At 69.8% G+C, this 18532-nt stretch carries 15 protein-coding genes; 4 read left to right on the top strand and 11 right to left on the bottom strand.

The window, feature by feature from the left end:
- The first annotated feature begins 4 nt into the window (after positions 1 to 4).
- Positions 5 to 1291 carry an MFS transporter gene (locus tag AB0J93_RS08220; RefSeq protein WP_363919385.1) on the top strand — a complete coding sequence of 429 codons (1287 nt, stop codon included), beginning with the start codon at positions 5 to 7 and terminating at the stop codon, positions 1289 to 1291.
- A gap of 535 nt (positions 1292 to 1826) precedes the next feature.
- On the opposite strand, the gene AB0J93_RS08215 is transcribed toward AB0J93_RS08220, so the two are convergent.
- The 7 genes from AB0J93_RS08215 to AB0J93_RS08185 are packed head-to-tail and all read right to left on the bottom strand — an operon-like array spanning position 1827 to position 7817.
- Positions 1827 to 2759: an LnmK family bifunctional acyltransferase/decarboxylase gene (locus tag AB0J93_RS08215; RefSeq protein WP_363919383.1), complete on the bottom strand. Its 933-nt coding sequence runs from the start codon at positions 2757 to 2759 to the stop codon at positions 1827 to 1829.
- A complete protein-coding gene (locus AB0J93_RS08210; protein WP_363919381.1) occupies positions 2756 to 3817 on the bottom strand; it encodes a histidinol-phosphate transaminase in 1062 nt (353 codons plus the stop codon). Before AB0J93_RS08210 ends, AB0J93_RS08215 begins: the two co-directional genes overlap by 4 nt.
- Positions 3810 to 4037 carry an acyl carrier protein gene (locus AB0J93_RS08205; protein WP_363919379.1) on the bottom strand — a complete coding sequence of 76 codons (228 nt, stop codon included), beginning with the start codon at positions 4035 to 4037 and terminating at the stop codon, positions 3810 to 3812. The genes AB0J93_RS08210 and AB0J93_RS08205 overlap by 8 nt, the downstream gene beginning before the upstream one ends.
- Positions 4030 to 5094, bottom strand: coding sequence for a 4-hydroxy-2-oxovalerate aldolase (dmpG, locus tag AB0J93_RS08200; RefSeq protein WP_363919377.1), 1065 nt, complete (start codon positions 5092 to 5094; stop codon positions 4030 to 4032). The genes AB0J93_RS08205 and dmpG overlap by 8 nt, the downstream gene beginning before the upstream one ends.
- Positions 5091 to 5987 (bottom strand): acetaldehyde dehydrogenase (acetylating), encoded by an 897-nt coding sequence (locus AB0J93_RS08195; protein WP_363919375.1) that lies wholly within the window; start codon positions 5985 to 5987, stop codon positions 5091 to 5093. The genes dmpG and AB0J93_RS08195 overlap by 4 nt, the downstream gene beginning before the upstream one ends.
- Positions 5988 to 6018: 31 nt before the next feature.
- Positions 6019 to 6834: a fumarylacetoacetate hydrolase family protein gene (locus AB0J93_RS08190; RefSeq protein WP_363919373.1), complete on the bottom strand. Its 816-nt coding sequence runs from the start codon at positions 6832 to 6834 to the stop codon at positions 6019 to 6021.
- Positions 6831 to 7817: a class I SAM-dependent methyltransferase gene (locus tag AB0J93_RS08185; RefSeq protein WP_363919371.1), complete on the bottom strand. Its 987-nt coding sequence runs from the start codon at positions 7815 to 7817 to the stop codon at positions 6831 to 6833. The genes AB0J93_RS08190 and AB0J93_RS08185 overlap by 4 nt, the downstream gene beginning before the upstream one ends.
- A gap of 559 nt (positions 7818 to 8376) precedes the next feature.
- On the opposite strand from AB0J93_RS08185, the gene AB0J93_RS08180 reads away from it, so the two are divergent.
- Both AB0J93_RS08180 and AB0J93_RS08175 read left to right on the top strand, forming a co-directional pair.
- Positions 8377 to 8979: a LuxR C-terminal-related transcriptional regulator gene (locus AB0J93_RS08180; protein ID WP_363919369.1), complete on the top strand. Its 603-nt coding sequence runs from the start codon at positions 8377 to 8379 to the stop codon at positions 8977 to 8979.
- Positions 8980 to 8999: 20 nt separating this feature from the next.
- On the top strand, positions 9000 to 9614 hold the full coding sequence (locus AB0J93_RS08175; RefSeq protein WP_363919367.1) for a LuxR C-terminal-related transcriptional regulator: 615 nt from the start codon (positions 9000 to 9002) through the stop codon (positions 9612 to 9614).
- A gap of 141 nt (positions 9615 to 9755) precedes the next feature.
- Here the strand turns inward: AB0J93_RS08175 and AB0J93_RS08170 are convergent, their stop codons facing one another.
- The 3 genes from AB0J93_RS08170 to AB0J93_RS08160 form a co-directional block, all read right to left on the bottom strand.
- Entirely contained in the window at positions 9756 to 10523 is a 768-nt protein-coding gene (locus tag AB0J93_RS08170) for a thioesterase domain-containing protein (RefSeq protein ID WP_363919365.1), read from the bottom strand.
- A 364-nt stretch (positions 10524 to 10887) separates the two neighbouring features.
- Positions 10888 to 11811: a TauD/TfdA family dioxygenase gene (locus tag AB0J93_RS08165; protein ID WP_363919497.1), complete on the bottom strand. Its 924-nt coding sequence runs from the start codon at positions 11809 to 11811 to the stop codon at positions 10888 to 10890.
- 101 nt (positions 11812 to 11912) lie between these two features.
- The gene (locus tag AB0J93_RS08160; protein ID WP_363919363.1) at positions 11913 to 13691 is read right to left on the bottom strand and encodes a condensation domain-containing protein; all 1779 of its coding nucleotides are present in this window, start codon (positions 13689 to 13691) and stop codon (positions 11913 to 11915) included.
- A gap of 357 nt (positions 13692 to 14048) precedes the next feature.
- Between AB0J93_RS08160 and AB0J93_RS08155 the strand changes: the two genes are divergently transcribed.
- A complete protein-coding gene (locus AB0J93_RS08155; protein ID WP_363919361.1) occupies positions 14049 to 15500 on the top strand; it encodes an AMP-binding protein in 1452 nt (483 codons plus the stop codon).
- 6 nt (positions 15501 to 15506) lie between these two features.
- On the opposite strand, the gene AB0J93_RS08150 is transcribed toward AB0J93_RS08155, so the two are convergent.
- Positions 15507 to 18485 carry a BTAD domain-containing putative transcriptional regulator gene (locus tag AB0J93_RS08150; RefSeq protein WP_363919359.1) on the bottom strand — a complete coding sequence of 993 codons (2979 nt, stop codon included), beginning with the start codon at positions 18483 to 18485 and terminating at the stop codon, positions 15507 to 15509.
- Positions 18486 to 18532 lie beyond the last annotated feature (47 nt).

The raw sequence follows: 18532 nt of genomic DNA, 5'->3' as shown, positions 1-18532 counted from the left end.
CGGTATGTCGACCGCGCCGTCTCCCGCACCGGGCACCACCAGACGGGCCCTCGCGGCGGTGTATGCCGCCGGCGCCGGGTCCGCCGTCGGGACCCAGATGACGACGCTCGCGCTGCCGTGGCTGGTGCTGGAGAGCACCGGCTCGGCACCGCGGGCGGGTCTGGTCTTCGCCGTGTCGGTGCTCCCCATGGCGCTGCTCGGCTTCGTGGGCGGCGAGGTCATCCAACGGTACGGCGCACGCCGAACCATGGTGGTCATCGACTTCGCGCAGTTCGCGGCCATCGGGTCGATACCTGCGCTGGCCGCAGTGGGCCTGCTCAGCTTTCCCGTGCTCCTGACGATCGTCGCGGTGATCGGCGTGCTCGGAGTGCCCTACTTCGCCGCGCAACGCGACCTGGCCACCGAACTCGCCGGTCCGGACCCGAAGGCGCTGATGCGGGCGAACAGCGTGCTGGAAGGGTGCTTCAACATCGCCGCGTTGGCCGGCCCGGCCATAGCGGGCGTGCTGATCGCGACGCTCGGCGCGGACAAGGTGCTGTTGTTCGACGCCGTGACCTCGGCGGTGTCGGGCCTGTTGCTGTGGTGGTTCGTGCCGCGCACGCGGCGAACGGAGCCGGCGACGCCGGCACCGCAGGAGCGGCAGACTCCGGACCACGCAGGAGTCCTGGCCGGGGTACGCGCACTGCTCCGGGACGACTTCCTGCGACGGGTGATGGTCACGACCATCAGCTTCGGCTTCCTCATGCGGGTCCTGATGCTCGCGCTGCCGCTGCTGGCGTTCGCCCGCTTCGCCGGCGACGCCAGGGTCGGTGGGCTGCTGCTCTCCGGCTTCGGTGCCGGCGCGATCGCCGGGGCGGCGGTCAGCTATCTGATCGGCAGCCGGTTGTCCCCGACGATGGTCTTCGGGCTGGCCGCCTTCCAGCTCGTCCTGCCCTGGTGGGTGTTGCTGTTCGACGTGCCGGTGCCAGTCCTGGTCGCCGCGCTCGCGGTGTCCGGTGCGGCACTTCCGTTGTCCAACGCCCCGTTCTTCAGCATCCTGGCCACCCGGTTCGCGGTCGACATCCGAGCGAAGGTGATCCAGGCGGTCATGACCATCAGCAACATCGCCGGCCCGCTGGGCTTCCTCGCCGGCGGGATGGCGATCGGCCGCTTCGGCGTGACCACGACCCTGCTCGTCCTCGCGGCCCTGTCCACACTTGCGGCGGTCAACCTCGTGGTGGCGTTGCGGCATTTCAATCCCGTGGCGCTGACCAGCCCGCAGCCCGAGCCCGCGACGGCAGCTGCTCGGTAGCCCGCCCGGGCCCGGTGCCGGCGCCGGGGCCGGGCGGGCAGCAGCGCCCCCTCGTGGGACGGTCCACCCGATATGCGCAGCGAGTGTGATGTCCGGGCCGACGTCGGCCCGGACATCACCGTGCTGAGGACGCGGGGACAGCGCCGCGGTCACGGTCCCGGTAGCCGACTGCCGGGACCATGGATGTGTTCGACCTGGGTGGGCCACTCGACCTGGCGCTCGCCGCGTTGTGCGCCCGGGACGAGGGGATCCCGGTTGCCGCCCGAGGTGCTGACCGCAGTGTTCGCCGACGGAGGACGGCCTCTCGTCGACGGCCGACAGCCCGGGGGTAACGCGACGGTCGCCCGGTCAGGGCGGTGTACACGCGCACCCGGTGACGAACTGTCGCGGCCCTGGGGTTGAAGGACTGTTGTGCCCACCCGGTGACGCGCGTCAGCCACGAAATGATGGGCGCGGTTGCAGGTTCGCAACCGCGCCCATCAGGTGGCCGGTGGGGTGCAGGCCGGGCTCGCAGCCTGTCGCGTCGACGCGGTCCTCAGGCCGGCGTGGGCGGGGTCTCCGTCTCGATCGCCGCGACGGCCAGCAGCCGACCGGTGGCGGAGTCGCGGAGTTCCAGGTCGGCGATCTCGGAGAGCGGGTCGGCGACGTTCTGCCACCTCCGCGCGGTGACGGTGAAGAGCGAGCCCAGGTCGGCGTTGCCGAAGAAGCCCACCTTCTGATCGATCACCCGCCGCTGGAGGAACTGCCGCTCGGTGCGGCCGAGCCCGCGCCACAGACGCAACAGCGCCGTGTCGAAGATCGAGAAGTACGAGGCGAAGTAGACCAGCCCGGCGCCGTTGATGTCCCGTACGGCGTCCAGTGCGTACTCGAAGGACAGCTCGTCCCCGGCGACGGCGAATCCCGGCGGCGCCGGGGTGAGGAAGCTGCCCGCACCGCGGGCGCGGCCGACGAGCGTACGTGGCGAGAACTGGTTGGGAAGTCGCGGCAGCTCGGCGTTGTCGAAGTCGTGGGGGACGGTTTCGGAGAGGACCCGGTTGCTGTCCGGACTGCCACGCGCGATCCACCGGTTGAGCGTTTCCGCGTACATGCACTCCGGGTCCGGCGTCTCGTAGACCTCCGCCGGATCGAGGAACGCGGTGCCGAGGCCGGAGCCGGCGGGCGCGAGCCGATGCAACGTGAGAACCGAGCCGCCGCCGAACTGGAAGACCCTCGACGTCACCTCGAGTTCGTCGCCGAAGGCCAGGCCGTGCGGATGAACGACCTTCCCGCCCCGCACCCGGTAGTAGTAGAACGAGAGGTAGGTCGGTTGGCCCTCGGCGGTGCGGGCGGCGTGCACGTTGGTGCGGCAGGCCTCGGCCACCGATTCCCACGTCCAGTCACCGATCCGCCCGAAGATCAGGGAGCCACCGCTGCACATTCCTGGCGCGACGATCACCTTCCGGTGAAGGGCTGTGTTCTCGGGCATCATCTCAGCGCTCCAGTCGTGAGTAGTTCCGGTGCGTTGCGGACGCGCCACTGGTGTCCCGCCGCGAGGAACGCGTCGTTGTCCGCGGGCGAACCGATCGACACCCGGACGCCCTCACCGTCGAAGACCCGCAGCTCGATGCCGGCCCGGGCACACCAACGGCCGAACGGGCCGGCGTTCTCGCCGAGCCCGAGCCACAGGAAGTTGGCCTGGCTGGCCGGAACCGCGAAGCCGTCGGCCAACAGGGCAGCCCGCACCCGGGTACGCTCGGCGATCGTCTCCCGGACCCGGGTCAGGAGCACATCCTCAAGGTTGAGGGCGGCGACTGCCGCGTGCTGGGCCGGCCCGCTCACCGCGTAGGGCAGCGTCATCTCGCGCAGCGACGCGACGATGCGCGCAGCGCCGATGAGGTAGCCGACCCGGAGCCCCGCCAGGCCGTACGCCTTCGAGAACGTGCGCAGGACCACCAGGTTGGGGTACGTGTCGCACAGGGCGAGGCCGCCGGTCCCCACCGGCTCGTCGACGTACTCGAAGTACGCCTCGTCGAGGGCCACCAGGCAGGTCGGCGGGACGCGGTCGAGGAACGCGCGCAGCCGGTCCGGGCCGAGCAGCGTACCGGTGGGGTTGTTGGGGTTGCAGATGACGACCAGCCGGGTCGTGGCGGTGATGCGATCGGCCATGGCGGTGAGGTCGTGCACGTCGTCGGTCAGCGGCACCCGCTCCGAGTGGATCCCCAGGTGGCCGGCGAGGATCGGGTAGTACTCGAAGGACCGCCAGGCGTAGACGGCCGTCGCACCCGGCCCGGCGAGCAGGAACACCGCCTGGAGCAGCGCACAGGACCCGGCGCCCACCGCCACCTGCCCCGGCTCGACACCGTGCCGGTGGGCGAGCGCCAGGGTCAGGTCGGAACACGCCGGGTCGGGATAGCGGTGGACGTCCCGGCTGTTCGCCGCGACCGTGGCGGTGATGTCCGGCAACGGGCTGTGCGATGACTCGTTGCGCGACAGCGGCCGCGTGACGCCACGGGGCGCTCCCGCGGTCGGCCCCGTGGCCTCACGCACGACAGCGCTCCGCGACCAGATCGGCGATGTCGCCGACCGTCGCGAGTTCCAGCAGTTCGTAGTCGGAGACCTCGATGTCCAGTCGCGTGCTGAGCAGGGCCGACAGCTCGACCACGGCGAGGGAGTCGAGGCCCACCTCGGCGCGATCGGCCGTGGCGACGACCTCCTCGGTCGGCATCTGGAGGTCCTCGACCAGGATGGTCTTGAGTTGGTCAAACATGGCTCGCCGTCCGTTCAAGCTGGCCCGTGGACCCGGCACGCAACGCGAGCGCCACGTCCTCGATGAGGTCCTCCTGCCCGGCCACCGCCTGCAGGCGGCCGAGTTCGAAGAAGACGTCGCGCGGATCGACACCCTCGCGGGTGGCGACGTCCAACACCCGGTTCTTGAATCCGGAGAACACCCCGGCGAGACCACTCACCACGCCGATCGAATCGATTGTGGGTGGTGCGGGCATCAGCTCCCGCCCGGCGATGTCCGCCGCATCCAGCAGTCGATAGAGGTCGATGCCGGTGTCGTAGCCCAGCCGTTCGAGCACGGGCACGAGAACTTCCAGCTGCGTGTTGCCTGCGCCCGCGCCGAACCCCCGGGCGCAGGCATCCAGGATGGTGGCGCCCGCCTCGGCGGCGGCGATCGAGTTCGCCACCGCCATGCCGAGATTGTTGTGCCCGTGGAACATCACCGGCACGCTGACGGCGGACCGGATGGCCGCGATCCGTGTGCTCACATCGTTCGGCAGGTAGTAGCCGGAGGAGTCGAGGATGCCGACGCCGGTCGCACCGAACTCGACGAGCCGCGCACACTCCTCGGCCAGGCGCTCGGGACTCGCCATGTGGCTCATCAGCAGCACGCCGTGTGCGTCGACGCCCGCGTCGCGCAGCAGCCCGAGGTGTCGCTCGGCCAGGTCGCTCTCGGTGCAGTGGGTGCCGATCCGGACGAGGTCGACGTCGTACGAGACGGCCAGCCGGATGCTCTCGGTCGTGCCCCAGCCGGGCAGCATGAAGACGCCGAGCTTCGTGGTGGTCAACGCCTCCCGGACCACCGACAGCATCGCCTCGTCGCTGAGGAGGGCTCGGCCGGCCTGCAGGGACGAGGCACCCAGGCCGTTGCCGTGCCCCACCTCGACGACGGGTACCCCGGCGGCGTCGGCGGCGGCAGCGTACGCCCGAAGTTGCTCCCGCCCGAGCTGGTGGCGGACGGCGTGGTGTCCGTCGCGCAACGTCGGGTCATGGATCAGGATCGGCTGTCTCGGTGAACTTTCCGTGGCTTGCTGGCTCATGACGCCACCTCCATGGCCTCGATCGATCGACGTTCCACCGCACAACGCTCGGCGACCCGGATCGCAGCCGAGTTGATGATGTCGAGGTTGCCCGCGTAGGCGGGTATCTGGTCGCCTGCGGAGGTCACCTCCACGGCGACGAACGCCTTGCTGTCGTTCACGATGCAGCTCGTCACGGCATAGCCGGTGGCGAAGGCACGGACGTCGGCGGCGGCGGACGCCACGAGTGGGTGCACCGAATCGTGTGTCAACCCCTCGCCGATCAGGGACATGGCCACCCTGAAGGTCGCCGGAGGACGAGCCGGGCTGACGTTGAGGATGGCCTTCACGTCCTCGACGCCGGTGAACTCGCGGAGCGCGTCCTGCGTGGTCTCCACGTACTCGTCGAGGTTCAGCCTGGTTCCGCGGCCGACGCTGAGCGTCGCGGCGGTGGCGACCACCTCCACGTAGTCGATCCGGTGGGCTCGTGAGATCGCCCGCACGATCGGCACCGAGGCCTGCCCGCCGCAGCTCACCATGTTGAGGTCGCGGTGCGCGGCGGCCTCCGCGCCGTTGACGGTGGGGACGACCATGCGCCCGATCCGGCTGGGCGTCAGGTCGATCAGCAGCGTGCCGAGCGGTGCCAGCGCCTCGGCGTGTTCGGCGTGCGATCCGGCGTTTGTGGCGTCGAAGACCACGTCGAGCGGTTCGTCGAGGTCGGCCAGGGACGACAGGCCCCGGCTCGCGACCGGCAGCCCCAGCCGAGCGGCCCGCTTGAGGCCCGGGCTGTCGGCCGTCCGGCCAGCGACGAGGCGGAGGTCCAGAGCAGCGGACCGCTCGACTTTCACCGCCAGGTCGACGCCGATGAGCCCGGCGCCGAGCACCCCAACTGACAGTCGTCGTCTTGCATTCATCGAGGGGATCGCCTTCCTACCCGCGTCGGGACTACGTGTTCGCTACTTGCAGAGTGACCGAGCCCAGATGATCGAATTCGGCGGTGTAGGTGTCACCGGGGCTCAACGGGACCGCGGCGTGCAGGGCGCCGGTCATGATCAACTGCCCGGCCTCCAGCGTGATGCCGCTCTCGCCCAGCAGATTCGCCAGCAGCGCCACCACCGCCACCGGATTGCCCAGGGCGTCGGCGCCCCGACCGGACGCGACCAGCTCCCCGTTGCGGCGGAAGGCCATCCGCACGAGCCGGTAGTCCAGCTCCGCGCTGGCCGGGATCAAGCGTCCCAGCACGGCCGCGCCGTTCGAGGCGAGGTCGGCGATCGTGTCGCCCAGCCGGATGCGCCAATCCCTGATCCGGGAGTCGACGATCTCGAGACCGGCGACGACCTCTCCGATCGCCGCGTGGGCCTGCTCCACGGTGACGCCGGGACCGGTCAACGGGCTCGCCAGACGAAAGACGATCTCGGCTTCCACCTTCGGCGAGATGAACTCGTCACGAGCGAAGCAGGCACCGTCCGTGCGGACGGTCGAGGCGAACACCGGGCCGTAGTCCGGGGCGTGGACCCCGAACATCTCCTGCATCGAGGCGGAGGTGAGCCCGGCCTTGTAGCCGATCACACGCTCGCCGTCGGCGATCAACAGTTCGGTCAGCCGGCGCTGGACGGCGTATCCGCCCGCCGCGTCGAGCGTGGGGCAGGCGTCGGTGAACGGAGCGATCGGGACGCGTTTCCTCCGCGCCTCGTACAGGGCCGTGGCCATGCGCTCGGCGTCGGGCTCCGCCAGGGCCGCTGCTGCGCCGTTCCGGCTCATCGCGTGGCCACGAAGAGGCGGCTGCCCGGCATCCCCAGCGGGGTGCTGGTCACCGCGGAGAAGTCGGCCTGCCGGAAGAGTTCGCACCACCGGTCCTCGGTCGGCAGCCGGACGCCCATCGAGCTCTCGTGCAGATAGCTGAACAGGGCGCTGAAGGCCCGCTCGCCCGGCGTGTCCACGTACGGCACCGCGTCGGTGACCACCAGGCAGCCACCGTCGCCGAGGCGCTCGCGGCAGGCCCGCAGCACACCCGCGAAGACCTCGGGATGCTGAGCGACGTCGTGCATGACGAAGCCGGCATGGATGATGTCCGCGCCGTCGAGTGGACCGGGGTCGTCGACGAGCGTCTCGACGGACCGGTTGACCACCGTGAGCCGGTCGTCCACCTGGGCGCGGCGGCCGGCGCGTTCGGCCTCCTCACAGGCCCCCGAGCTGAGGTCCAGGGCCACGCCGGTGCTGGTGGGCAGCTCGGTCAGCAGCCGGATCAGCAGCGCGCCCGCGCCGGCACCGAGATCGACGATGCGCCCGGGCTTGCGGTTGATGATCTCGGACAACACGCCGGGATAGAAGCCGCGCGAGCCGATCCAGCGGGACGAGACCGCCACCCGCCGGCCGTCGCGCTGGTGTTGCCGACCGGCCGCGTCCGGCTCACGCAGGAACCGCTCTGCGTGATCGATGTACGGACGGTTCGCATTGAGCGACCAGGAGAGGTAACCCGCCTCGTGCCGCCGGTCCGCGAGCTGAGCACAGGGCGTGAACGGCCCGGTCTCGGCGTCGCGCTCCAGTAGCCCGGCGGCGGTCATGGCGCGCAGGAAGAGCAGAGCGCGAGCTTCGGGCACGCCGGTCGCGGTCGTTGCCTCGGCCAGCGTGAACGGCGTTCCACGATCGAGAAGCGGCGAAAGCCCCAGATTCTCGGCGATCTCCAGAAAAGTGGCGTTCGCAGCAAGATCCGCGGCGATGTCACTGACGTCAGAACTGATCACTTGTTCACCCACGTCCTGCCGATTCGGCGATTTTTCGGTATCGACCCTTGCTTTTTCGGTGCGTGTCCGTCCAGGTAGGAGGCCTACGTTGGACTGCCGGGCATCCCTCGACCGCTCCTTCCGTAACGGCGGCAATCGACGTTCTCGGCACGGATCCACAACGGTTGTCAATGTGCCACGGAAACACGGAACGACTGCAGAGAAGAATCGGCAGAGATACGGGAAGACGCCGACTGTCGTTGCTTCTTTCCGCCCTGCGGTGGTCGATCCGGTGGCGGGCGGCGAGTCGCCCGGCGGCCAGGCTGGCTGTCGGGGCGACGGGGTGCGGACCCGGCCGCCACCGGGTCGGCCGCCGTCGCAGCCGGCCCGTCGCCGTACCGGACTGGACGACCGGCGCTGCGCGACGATGGCGAGTCGATACTGCGCTATCGGCCTGCGCCGGCGGCCGACAGCGGGTCGACAGCGAGTCGACAGCGACCAGTTAGCTCGTCGCGGAAACATCCGACCAGGACATTCCGACGCCACGCCACGCCCCCGGCGTGACGACGAAGGAGGCGTGATGGGCGAACCGATGTGGGTCAACGTCATGGCGACCGACCCCGTGCTGGAGGCGGGCGTGACGAGCGCGATGCTCGGGTGCCCGGACATCGCCGTGGTGACGACGCGAGAGAAGGCGGCGGTCACGGTCCTGGTGGTCGACCATCTGGGCCAGGACGCGCTGGATTCGGTGCGGGCCGTCCGCACCGGGGCGGACCGGCCCGAGGTGGTGCTCGTAGTGCCCGAGGTGGAGCCGGCTGACGCGCTGCGGGCCATCGCGGCCGGTGCGCGCGGCCTGCTCCGGCGCCGGGAGGCGACCGCGGAGCGGCTCACCCGCACCGTGCTGGCCGCCGGTGAGGGGGACTGCACGGTCTCGCCGGACATGCTCGACCGGTTGCTCGCCGCGCCGGCCGTTCCCGCCGGCACCCTGGCGTCGAACATCAGCGACCGCGAGCGCGCGGTGCTGCGGCTGATCGCCGAGGGCCGGGAGACCGGTGAGATCGCGAAGGAGCTGTGCTACTCGACCCGCACCGTGACGAGTGTCGTGCACGACATCACGCGGCGGTTCCGGCTGCGCAACCGAGCCCACGCGGTGGCCTTCGCCCTGCGGGCCGGGATGTTGTGAACGGCGAACAGGAGAAGATCATGATGGCATTGACTGCACATGTGGTGGCCCCGAACGCGACCATCCGGGCCGAGGTGCTGGCCGCGCTGCGGCAGGCCGGCGTCACACCGGTGCCCGACCCTTACGGATCACCGGACACCGTCATCGTCACGGCTGTCGACACGGTGCAGGAGGCACTCACGGCGTGCCCGCCGCGGCCACGCTCCACGGCGCAGCGGACACTGCTGATCGCGGACCGCTTCTCACCGACGGACGTGGTACGTGTACTACGTTCGGGGACTCTGGTGATGCTCCGGTTCGCCGACGTCACACCGAGCCGACTGGCCGCCGCGGTGCAGGCCGCCCGGGACGGGGAGGTCCGGTTGCCGCACGAGGTGCTGGTCGGGGTACTCGGCGGCGCCGGTACGCCGGAGCAGACCGGAACGTCCCGGGCGGCCGGCCGGTCACCGCTGACGCCCCGGCAGACGAGGGTGCTCGCGTTGATGGCCGAGGGTCAGGACAACGCGATGATCGCCCGGTCACTGCTGTGTTCCAACCACACGGTGAAGAACGTCATCTACGACATGATGGCTCGGTTGCAGGTTCGCAACCGAGCCCACGCCGTGGCCTGCGGGGTGGCGGCCGGGTTGATCTGAGTCCGTCGTCCGCGGCTGCACATCGGTGTGCAGCCGCGGACGACTCTGGTCACTCGGGTGCGGCTGGTCGTTCCCCTGGTCGGGCGTAGGTCAGCGGAGAACGCGCGGGTGAGGCGATTCGTGGCCTCGGGCCGGCCGCCGTCACCTCTCGGCCGGCCGACGGATGTCACCGGCCGGCATCCGGTCGCCGATGACCCGCAACAGCTCGGCCGGGTCGGTCGCATAGCTCAACCCGGATCCGGGCAACTGCACCAGATCGGTCTCCCCGTACGCCGACCAGCCGGCCACCACCTCCGTCTCGATGCCCTGGTCCCGCCACCGGATCGCGGTCAGCGGGCAGCGCAGCGGCCCCGGCTGGGGCATTCGATAGGCCCGCAACGCGGCCAGTTCGGCCCGGAGTGCACGTACGCCGGTTGCGACGATCGATGGCAGCGGGTTGCCGCCCATGGCGACTGTGGTCGCCAGCACGCGCTCGGTCAGTTCGTCGTCGGTCGGTTCGTCGTGCGCCTCGTCCGCACGGTTGAGGTACCGGGGAGCGGGACAACCCGACACGAACAGGCGCAGCGGTGCCGGCGCGCCGCGCCGGTCCAGCTCGACCGCGACCTGATAGCCGAGCAGCGCGGCACTGTCGTGGCCGAACAACGCGAACTTCTCGACCCCCCGGCGTCTGAGGTCCGTCACGAGCTCCGCAGCCCGCTCCGGCAGCCCCGACGATAGCGGGGCCGCGGCGCGCGTCCCCGCTGCTTCGCCGCCCAGGCCGCCCACGGCCGGTGGGCGGACAACGCACCACGGGCCGACGGTGTCGGGCCACCGATCGAACTGGAAGTCGCCGTTACCGGCGCTGGGTATGCAGATCAGGGGGGCGGTGCCGGCATGCGGATCGGTCCGCTGGTCCAACCATGAGGCCATGAGGAGGGTCGCCTTCGTTGACGGAGAGTAGGCAATTCTTGCTCAACCGTCGTCCCGGGCGCCTCCATACCGCTATCGCCGATCGGGTCGGCAGCGGCCGGCGAGAAAAGCGTCGTGATGGGGAGCCGAAAACGGCCGGCCATAGCTTCGTTCCTGTCGGCGGCAGCCGGCACAAGAGCCGAAGCAGACAAGGGGTACTGAGTTGCGAGTTTCAATGGTTTCCGGTCCGCGCCTGATCGTCACACCGCCGACTTCGGTGGTCGCTTTCGCCGGCGACACGCCGTGGGGCTGATCAGTCTCTCCCGGGCAGGCCGACGGAGGGTCGCCGCGAAGGTGTCCCCCGTCGGTTATGTGCCACCCGTCCTCACGAAGCCGGAAATGGTTCGGCCATCGCCACGGCGATCTTGCGTGGCCCGGTGAACGGCTCACGGCCGTGAGCCGCAAGCATGTTGTCGACGACCAGCACGTCGTCACGCTCCCAGTCGAATCGGCGCTGGGCGGCTCGGTAACAGTCGCGCAGGTGCGCCACGACCTCGTCGGGGATCGGCCCGCCATCGCCGTAGTACGTGTTGGTGGGCAGGTCCGCCTCGTCGAACATCTCCCGCAGCCCCTCGCAGTCCTCCTCGGGCAGCGTGGTCACGTGGAAGAACGTGAGGTGGTTGAACCAGACGGTTTGGCCGGTCACCGGATGCTGGTGCACCGCCTGTCGGCGGGCCGTCGTACGTAGGCCGTTGCGCCCGACCCACTGGGCCTCCACACCGCTACGTGCGCAGTAGCGCTCGACCTCGGCCCGGTCGGTGGTGTTGAACGCCTGCTGCCACGGCACCCCGAAGCCCTCGGTGAAGTTGCGTACCACGGTCCAGCCGCGCCGGGTGAACTCCTCAAGCACGGCCGGATCGATCGACCGTAGGATCCGGCGGGTGTCGGCGAGCGGCGTGGCACCCTGCGTTTCGGGCGGGGTGATGCAGTAGAAGAACAACGTCAACGGCCAGGTCGCCTGGTACGAGTTCTCGTTGTGCAGGAAGATCTCCTCGGTCGGTGGGTAGTCCGTCGAGGTGTAGACCTGGCCCTCGATGGTGCTCCGCGGTGACGACCGCTCGGCGTAGGACAGCGGCGCGCCGGACACCGCCCGGACGACTCGTTCGAACCCACTGACGTTGCCGATGTCGAAGCCGCGCAGCAGGACCGCGCCGTGGGTGCGCAGCTGCCGACGCACCGAGTCCCGGATCCCGGCGAGGTGACTCTCGGCCGGTACGCCACCGGGGGGCGCGGTCAGCACCGCGGGCAGTGCCGACTCCTCGGCTGGTACCGCGGGCGTGAGGCGCGCGGGCGTGATGTTGCTCGTGGTCACCGTCGGCTCCCTTCGTTGCAAATGGTGGTCGGGTGGAATCAGCAGGGCCCGTTGTCGACGGTTCCGACCATTCGGCCGGATCCCTCGCCGCACACGTCGGTCCATGCGGCCGGGTCGTCGGGGCTGTCCGGGACGCGTTCGCAGATGACGTAACGCCGCGGCGCCATCGCCGTCGGATACGCCTTCACCGCTGCCAGGCAAGCGGCGTGGGCCTGTTCGGGTGTGCCGATGGCCTCGGTCCGCGCCAGATGAGCGACCAACGGGAGGCCGTCCACGGTTGCGAAGACTCTGGCACCGGTCGACGGCAGGCTGTCGTCGAGCAGCCGTTGCACTTCGGCCACCTCGATCCAGCAGCCGTCCACGAGCAGCCAGCCGGGGCCCCGCTGTACCGGGCTGAGCGGGATCGAGTCGCGGATCCCTCGGGCACCGAGGTCAGCGGAGCCGGCCGCGATCAACAGGTTCTCGACCGCCAGGAGCAGCGATTCGACCTCGTCGTCGGGGATGCGGCCGGTGTCGCTGCTCCAACAGCCGAGACGCAACTGTCCGTCGGTCCCGTACAGGTCGAAGCGGATCAGCGTGGTCCCGGCCGGCATCGGCTGCCGCCGCAGCTGCGTCGTGCGTCGCGCGGCGACCAGTTCGTCCGGCGTGGGTACCGGTGCGGTGGCCCGGCCGGTCGCCCGACCGGACTCGATGACAAGGTTGTTGAACAGCGGTTCGCAATCGAATGCGATGCCGCGCTCGTGTTCGATCCGGCGTGCGATGGCACTCTGCCGGTCCACGTCGTAACGGCCGTGCCGGCTCGCGTCGACCACAGCGGCCCACGCCTGCCGGACCAGCCGGTCGAAGGTGGTGTCACTGATCGTGAGCGTGATCGACGCGAGCTGCGCGAGGCTGCCGACGTGCTGCCGAAGGTGCGGCTCGAAGCGATTGGCGGACAGGGTGGGGAGCACGAGTTCCCGGACGCCGGTCCGGTGCGAGAGCACCGCGCCGATCGCGGCCAGCACGACGCTGGCCCGACTCGTCCTGGTGCGCGCCGTTACCGCTCGCAACGCCATCCCGGCTGCGGTGGAGGTCATCTCGACGGCGACCGACCCGTTGCCGGCGGCCACCCGCGGGACCGGATACAGGCACTGCGGCATGCGGGAGAAGCGGTCTTTCCAGTAGCTCAGAACCGTTTCCTCGTGCCGCAGGGCCTTGGGCGTGCGTTCCAGGGCGGCCAGGTCCAACGGCTGGATCGGTGGTCCGCCGGCCGGCCGCGCATCGCGATCGCGGATCAGGTCCGCGAACTCACGCTTGATGATCTCCATTGCCTGATAGTCGACCGCGAGATGCGAGCAGCCGATCACCGCGGCCTGAACCACTCCTGCGGAGCTGGTGGACGCGTCACCCGGTGACACCGCGAGGGCGACCCGGACCGGCAGTTCGCCGATGCGGTACGCGCCTGCGGCACGCAACCGCCGGGTGAGGTCCCTGGCCAGGCTGGCCCGGTCGACGAGTTGTGGGTCGGCGGCCTCGATCGCGTAAACCTCTACGACAAGCTCACCGGTGGCGTGCACGAACTGCTGCGGTTCGGTGCCGTCGACGTAGGTCGTACGTAGTCCCTCGTGCCGCTCGACCAGGACTGCGAGTGCCTGGGCGACGTCATCGACCGCAGTTGCGGCCGGCACGTCGAGCTCCCCCGCGACGGCCGCGAAGAACTGCTCCGACTCACGACGCAGCCACTGCAGAATGTTGTACTGGCCGATGTTGAGCGGCCCCTCGGCCGATCGCGTTCCGCTGAACCGCACGGTCACCGATGGCCGCGGGACCAGGCTCACCGATCGACCCCGGCGCCGGGCGGCGCGGGTTCCGGTTGCCTGGTGGGTCCGCGTCGTCCGGGTGCTCGGCGCGGCACTGTCGATGTGCCCTGGTGAGACCATGTGCGCCAGGTTATTGAGGGGTCCGCGCCACGCAGTAGAGAAGGACCGGCAGCGACTCGCGGTCGGGTCGTGTGCGTTGTTCTGCCGGTTGTTCTCTGCGTGCGCCAGCCCGGGCGGGCCATCATCGACCTGCGTCCATCATGTGTGCGCCGGCCAGGTCTGCCGTGTGGGTCTGCGTTTCGTCCACTCGGCCGGCCCGTGGCAGGTCGCCGACCGCCGGGTGGATGACGACGCACTCGATTGTGGGAGGCCCGAATGAGCGTATCGATCCGTCAGCGGATCACCGATATCGCGGAGTTGTCAGCCGATCGGCCTGCGGTCATCGGCTTCGACGAGAACTCCGTCGAGCAGGTACTGACGTGGCGGGAGTTGGCCGAGCGGAGCGGCCGGCGGGCGGACGCACTCCTGGACGCCGCCGCCCGGGGGACCGGTCCCGGCGTGGTCGCGATCGAGGCGAACAACACGATCCAGTCGGTGGTCGACATCGTGGCCGTGCTCTCCGCGGAGCTGCCCCTGCTGCCGCTGAACCCGGCCTCGCCCGCACCCGAGCGGGAGAAGCTCCTCAACTTCATCGGTCAGACGTACGGCCGGGCTCAGCTCATCGACACCGACTTTGCGGTCGACGCGGGCCGGCCGGCGGGGTCTCCGACGTCGACGGCCAGCCGGATCGCCTACCTGCTGCCCACCGGCGGCAGCTCCGGCCGGCCGAAGATCGCGATTCGGCCCGGACCACTCGTCTACGATTCGCACCAGGTGCCGTTGCCGCTGCGCCGTCGCGCCGGCTGGCGATCCGGTCAGCGGCAACTGATCCTCGGCCCGCTGCACCATGCGGCCCCGTTCACCACGCTGCTGGACGGGCTCCTCGACGGCAACACCACAATTCTGCCGCCGTACTTCCTGCCGGCCTGGACGGTGGAACTGGTCGAGCGCTACGCGGTGGAATGGATCCAGCTCACCCCGGCACACATGCGCACCATCCTGCTGCTTCTCCAGCCAGACCCGGCGTCCTTCAGCAGCGTGCGTACGGTGATGCACACGGCCGCCTCGTGCGACTCCTTCACCAAGAAGCGGTGGATCGAGTTGGTCGGGCCACAACATCTGTACGAGGTGTACAGCTCGACCGAGAACATCGGCGGCACCCTGGTGCGTGGGGACGAGTGGCAGCAGCGGCCCGGAACGGTGGGCCGGGGGTTCTTCACGAAGATCAGCATCAGGGACGACGCCGGGAACCGGCTGGGCCCGGGACAGACCGGCAAGGTGTTCATGCGCGCCGGTCGGGTCTCCAGAGGCGACGCGTACCTGGGCAGCCAGGTGCTGGAAACGACGGCCGACGGTTTCGCAAGCGTCGGCGACTTCGGATGGCTCGACGAGGACGGCTACCTGTTCCTCGCCCCCCGACGCCACGATGTGATCAACGTGGGTGGTGAGAAGGTCTACCCCAACGAGGTCGAAGCTCAGTTGCTGGAACACCCCGCGGTGCTGGACGCCGTGGTGGTGGCGGCCGAGGATGAGGTGCTCGGCTCGACGGTCGGAGCCTACATCGTCTGCAAGCCGGGAGCCTCGGTCAGTACCGGTGAGCTCATGGCGCACTGCCGGGCCGGTCTGGTCAACTACAAGGTGCCGACGCGGGTGACGTTCGTCGATCAGGTGCCGCGCTCGGCCGCCGGGAAGCTCGAACGTTGGCGGCTGGCCGGCCAGCGGGGCTGACCCCGGTCAGGTCTTCACCTCGCCGGCCGGCCCGTCCTTGTTGCTCTGCGCCGTCAGCCGGCCGGCGGCGCGGCGCAGCGCGCCCAACTCGTCGATGGAACGCGAGTGCCACGGGTTGTTCTCCTGCATCGCGAAGGCGTTCGCGGCCTGCACGAAGAAGTGTTCCGCGGTATCGAACTCGCCCCGGCCCAGGTACACCCGGCCGAGGCCGAACAGGGCGTGTGCATGAACATTCCGCTCCTGCGTGATCCGGCAGATCTCAACCGCCTCGCTGAAATGGATCTCAGCCGCGGTGAACTCGTTCTGCTCCAACATGGCCCCGCCGAGGCCGTTGAGGGCGTAGGACTGGCCGATGCGGTCGTCCTGGGTCCGAGCCAGGTCCAGTGCCGATTGAAAGACGGCCTTCGCGGCCAGCGACTGCCCTGAGTCGGCAAACACCTCCCCGAGCCGGTACAACGCCTGGGCCTGGAGACGCCGGTTACCGAGTTGTTCACCCAGCGCGAGCGACTCCTTCGCCAGGATCTCGGCCCGTTCCGGCGAGCCGAGATCCAGGTGGCTACGAGCGAGTCCACTCAGTACATGGGCCTGTGCGCCCAGGTCGCCCACTGCCCGGAACCTCGCCAGCGCCTGCTCGTAACGCAGCACCGCCCGGTCGGGCCGGCCCTGGATCCGGTCCAGGTGCGCAAGGTTGCGCAGCGTCAATGCCGACCCGGCCTGGTCGCCGACCGCATCGAACAAGCTCATCGCGTGCAGCAGGTTCTGGCCGTCGTCCTCGGCGTGTTGGGCGACGCCCAGCGAGCCGAGCGAGGCCAACACGGCGGCCTCGCCCCGGCGATTGCCGGCCCTGCTGGTGGCCTCCAGCGCGATGGTGTGCGTCGTGCGCCACTCGACGAACAGGCCCCGCCTCTCATACATGGCTACCGACACGGTGGCCAGTTCCCAGCAAAGCTCGTCCAGCCCCAACTCTGCCGCCTGGCGGATCGCCACCTCAAGCGTGATGCGCTCCTCGTCGAACCAGGCTGTCGCATCGCCGAGGAAGCGGTCGAACTCGGCAGGTGCGCCGGCCCATCGAGGTGCCGTGCCGTGCAGAACCGCGAACCGCCCCCCGTAGATTCGATGATGAGCCTCCTCGGCGAAGGCGAGCAGGGCGCCGAGCGACCGGGTGACCGCCGCGATGCACGCCTCCCTGTCGTCCTGCGTCAGCCGGTGCTCGCTCGCAAACACCCGCACCAGTTCGTGAAATCGGTAGCGGGGTTGCTTGGTGAGCGCGGAGAGATGGGCCTCCAGCAGCCGGACGTCCACGAGCTCGTCGAGGAGTGCCGTCGCCTGCTTCGAATCGCAGTCCAGCAGAGCCGCCGCGGTCCAGGCGCTGAACTCGTGTATCTCCAGCGCACTGAGCAGCCAGAACAGAGTCTGCGTCGGTACGGTGAGGGATTCGTACACGTCAGCGAGCAGCGAGCGGACCGCGACCTCACCGTGGGAAAGTTCGTCCAGCCGAGACCGCTCGTCGCGCAGGCGGTCCAGCAGGGTGCCGACCGCCCAGTGCGGGTGCGCCGCCAGTCGGACCCCGGCGATACGCACGGCCAGGGGCAGGCCGCCGCACATCTCGGTCAGCTCCGCCGCGGCCTCGGGCGCCGCGGCGACCCGCTGCTCCCCGCAGATCTGGCCGAGCAGGGTAAGGCTCTCGTCGGCCGACATCATGTCGACATCGACGGCCCGAGCGCCCGGGATGCCGGCGAGCCGGCGACGGCTGGTGATCAGCACCGCCGGGCCTGGCACGCCGGGGAGCAGATCGGCGATCTGGTCCTCGTTGCCGACGTCGTCCAGCACGATCAACACCCGTCGCGTCGCCAACTGGCTCCGTAACAGGTTGATCCGCTGCCCGGGCGCGACCGGGATCGCCGCCGGGGCAACGCCGAGTCCGTGCAGGAGGTCGCTGAGTACGGCGTCGGTCGAGCGTGGCGCTGCGGTGCTCCCGTACAGGCAGGCGTAGAGGCTGCCGTTGACGAACTTGGCGCGCAACAGGTGCGCGACGTGCAGAGCCAGCGAGGTCTTGCCGCAGCCCGGCGCGCCGGTGATCACCGCGATCGGTACCTGTCTGGTGTCCTCACTTGTCAGCGTGGCGGTCAGGGTGTCGATCAGCGCGGCGTGGCCGACGAAGTCCGGCAGATCGGCGGGCAACTCCTGCGGACGGTGCACGCTGGTGGCGGTCTCGGTTCTGCTGTCGTCCGACTCACCGCTGATGCTGCTGTCCTGGCTGAGGATCGCGCGTTCCAGTTTGCGCAGATACTGGCTCGGCTCGATGCCCAGTTCACCCACGAGGTTGGTGCGGGCCGTCCGGTACGTCGCCAGCGCTTCAGCCTGCCGTCCGGACCGATACAGAGCGAGCATCCGGAACCCCCACAGGCGTTCCCGCAGGGGGTACTCCGTGGTCAACGCGACCAGCTCCTCGACCAGCTCCCGATGACCGCCCAGGCCCAGACGGATCTCGGCGCGGTCCTCCAGCGCCATGATCCGCCGCTCCTCCAGACGGTGGGAGACGACTTCCGCGGCCCGGCCGGGCACCCCGCCCAGCGCCGGTCCGGACCAGATGTCGATCGCGCGGTCCAGGTGCGTCAACGCCTCGTCCAGCTGACCTTTGGCTGCGGCGGACCGACCCCGGGCGAGGGCGTCGTCGAACAGGAGGTAGTCCAGCTGCTGGCGGGTCACCCGGATGGAGTACCCGAGGGGGTTGGTGTCGATGATCTCCGGACTGCCGAGAGCCCGGCGCAACGCGGAGATGCAGATCTGGATCTGACCACGCGCGCTGGGCGGCGGGGAATCGTCCCAAACTGCGCCGATCAGCTTTTCCACGGTCACGACATGGTTGGCGGCCATCAGCAAATTGGCCAGCACTATGCGTTGCCGCGGGGAGGTTATCGGCACGGGGGAACCATCGACCACGGCTTCCAATGTTCCGAGAACCCGGAACTCGACTCGCACCATGTCGGCCAGCATACGGTATCACGGAACGACGATCATCAATCACGTTT

The sequence above is a fragment of the Micromonospora sp. NPDC049374 genome (assembly GCF_040677165.1).
In the GTDB taxonomy this organism is placed as follows: Bacteria; Actinomycetota; Actinomycetes; order Mycobacteriales; family Micromonosporaceae; genus Micromonospora.
The sequence above is the reverse complement of the archived record's forward strand: the minus strand, read 5'-3'. Positions and strand labels throughout refer to the sequence as shown.

Excerpts from the sequence above, each read along its gene's own strand:
- AB0J93_RS08220 (WP_363919385.1), top strand. The coding sequence starts at position 5 with ATGTCGACCGCGCCGTCTCCCGCACCGGGCACCACCAGACGGGCCCTC.
- AB0J93_RS08215 (WP_363919383.1), bottom strand. The coding sequence starts at position 2,759 with ATGATGCCCGAGAACACAGCCCTTCACCGGAAGGTGATCGTCGCGCCA.
- AB0J93_RS08205 (WP_363919379.1), bottom strand. The coding sequence starts at position 4,037 with ATGTTTGACCAACTCAAGACCATCCTGGTCGAGGACCTCCAGATGCCG.
- dmpG (WP_363919377.1), bottom strand. The coding sequence starts at position 5,094 with ATGAGCCAGCAAGCCACGGAAAGTTCACCGAGACAGCCGATCCTGATC.
- AB0J93_RS08195 (WP_363919375.1), bottom strand. The coding sequence starts at position 5,987 with ATGAATGCAAGACGACGACTGTCAGTTGGGGTGCTCGGCGCCGGGCTC.
- AB0J93_RS08190 (WP_363919373.1), bottom strand. The coding sequence starts at position 6,834 with ATGAGCCGGAACGGCGCAGCAGCGGCCCTGGCGGAGCCCGACGCCGAG.
- AB0J93_RS08180 (WP_363919369.1), top strand. The coding sequence starts at position 8,377 with ATGGGCGAACCGATGTGGGTCAACGTCATGGCGACCGACCCCGTGCTG.
- AB0J93_RS08175 (WP_363919367.1), top strand. The coding sequence starts at position 9,000 with ATGATGGCATTGACTGCACATGTGGTGGCCCCGAACGCGACCATCCGG.
- AB0J93_RS08170 (WP_363919365.1), bottom strand. The coding sequence starts at position 10,523 with ATGGCCTCATGGTTGGACCAGCGGACCGATCCGCATGCCGGCACCGCC.
- AB0J93_RS08155 (WP_363919361.1), top strand. The coding sequence starts at position 14,049 with ATGAGCGTATCGATCCGTCAGCGGATCACCGATATCGCGGAGTTGTCA.
- AB0J93_RS08150 (WP_363919359.1), bottom strand. The coding sequence starts at position 18,485 with ATGGTGCGAGTCGAGTTCCGGGTTCTCGGAACATTGGAAGCCGTGGTC.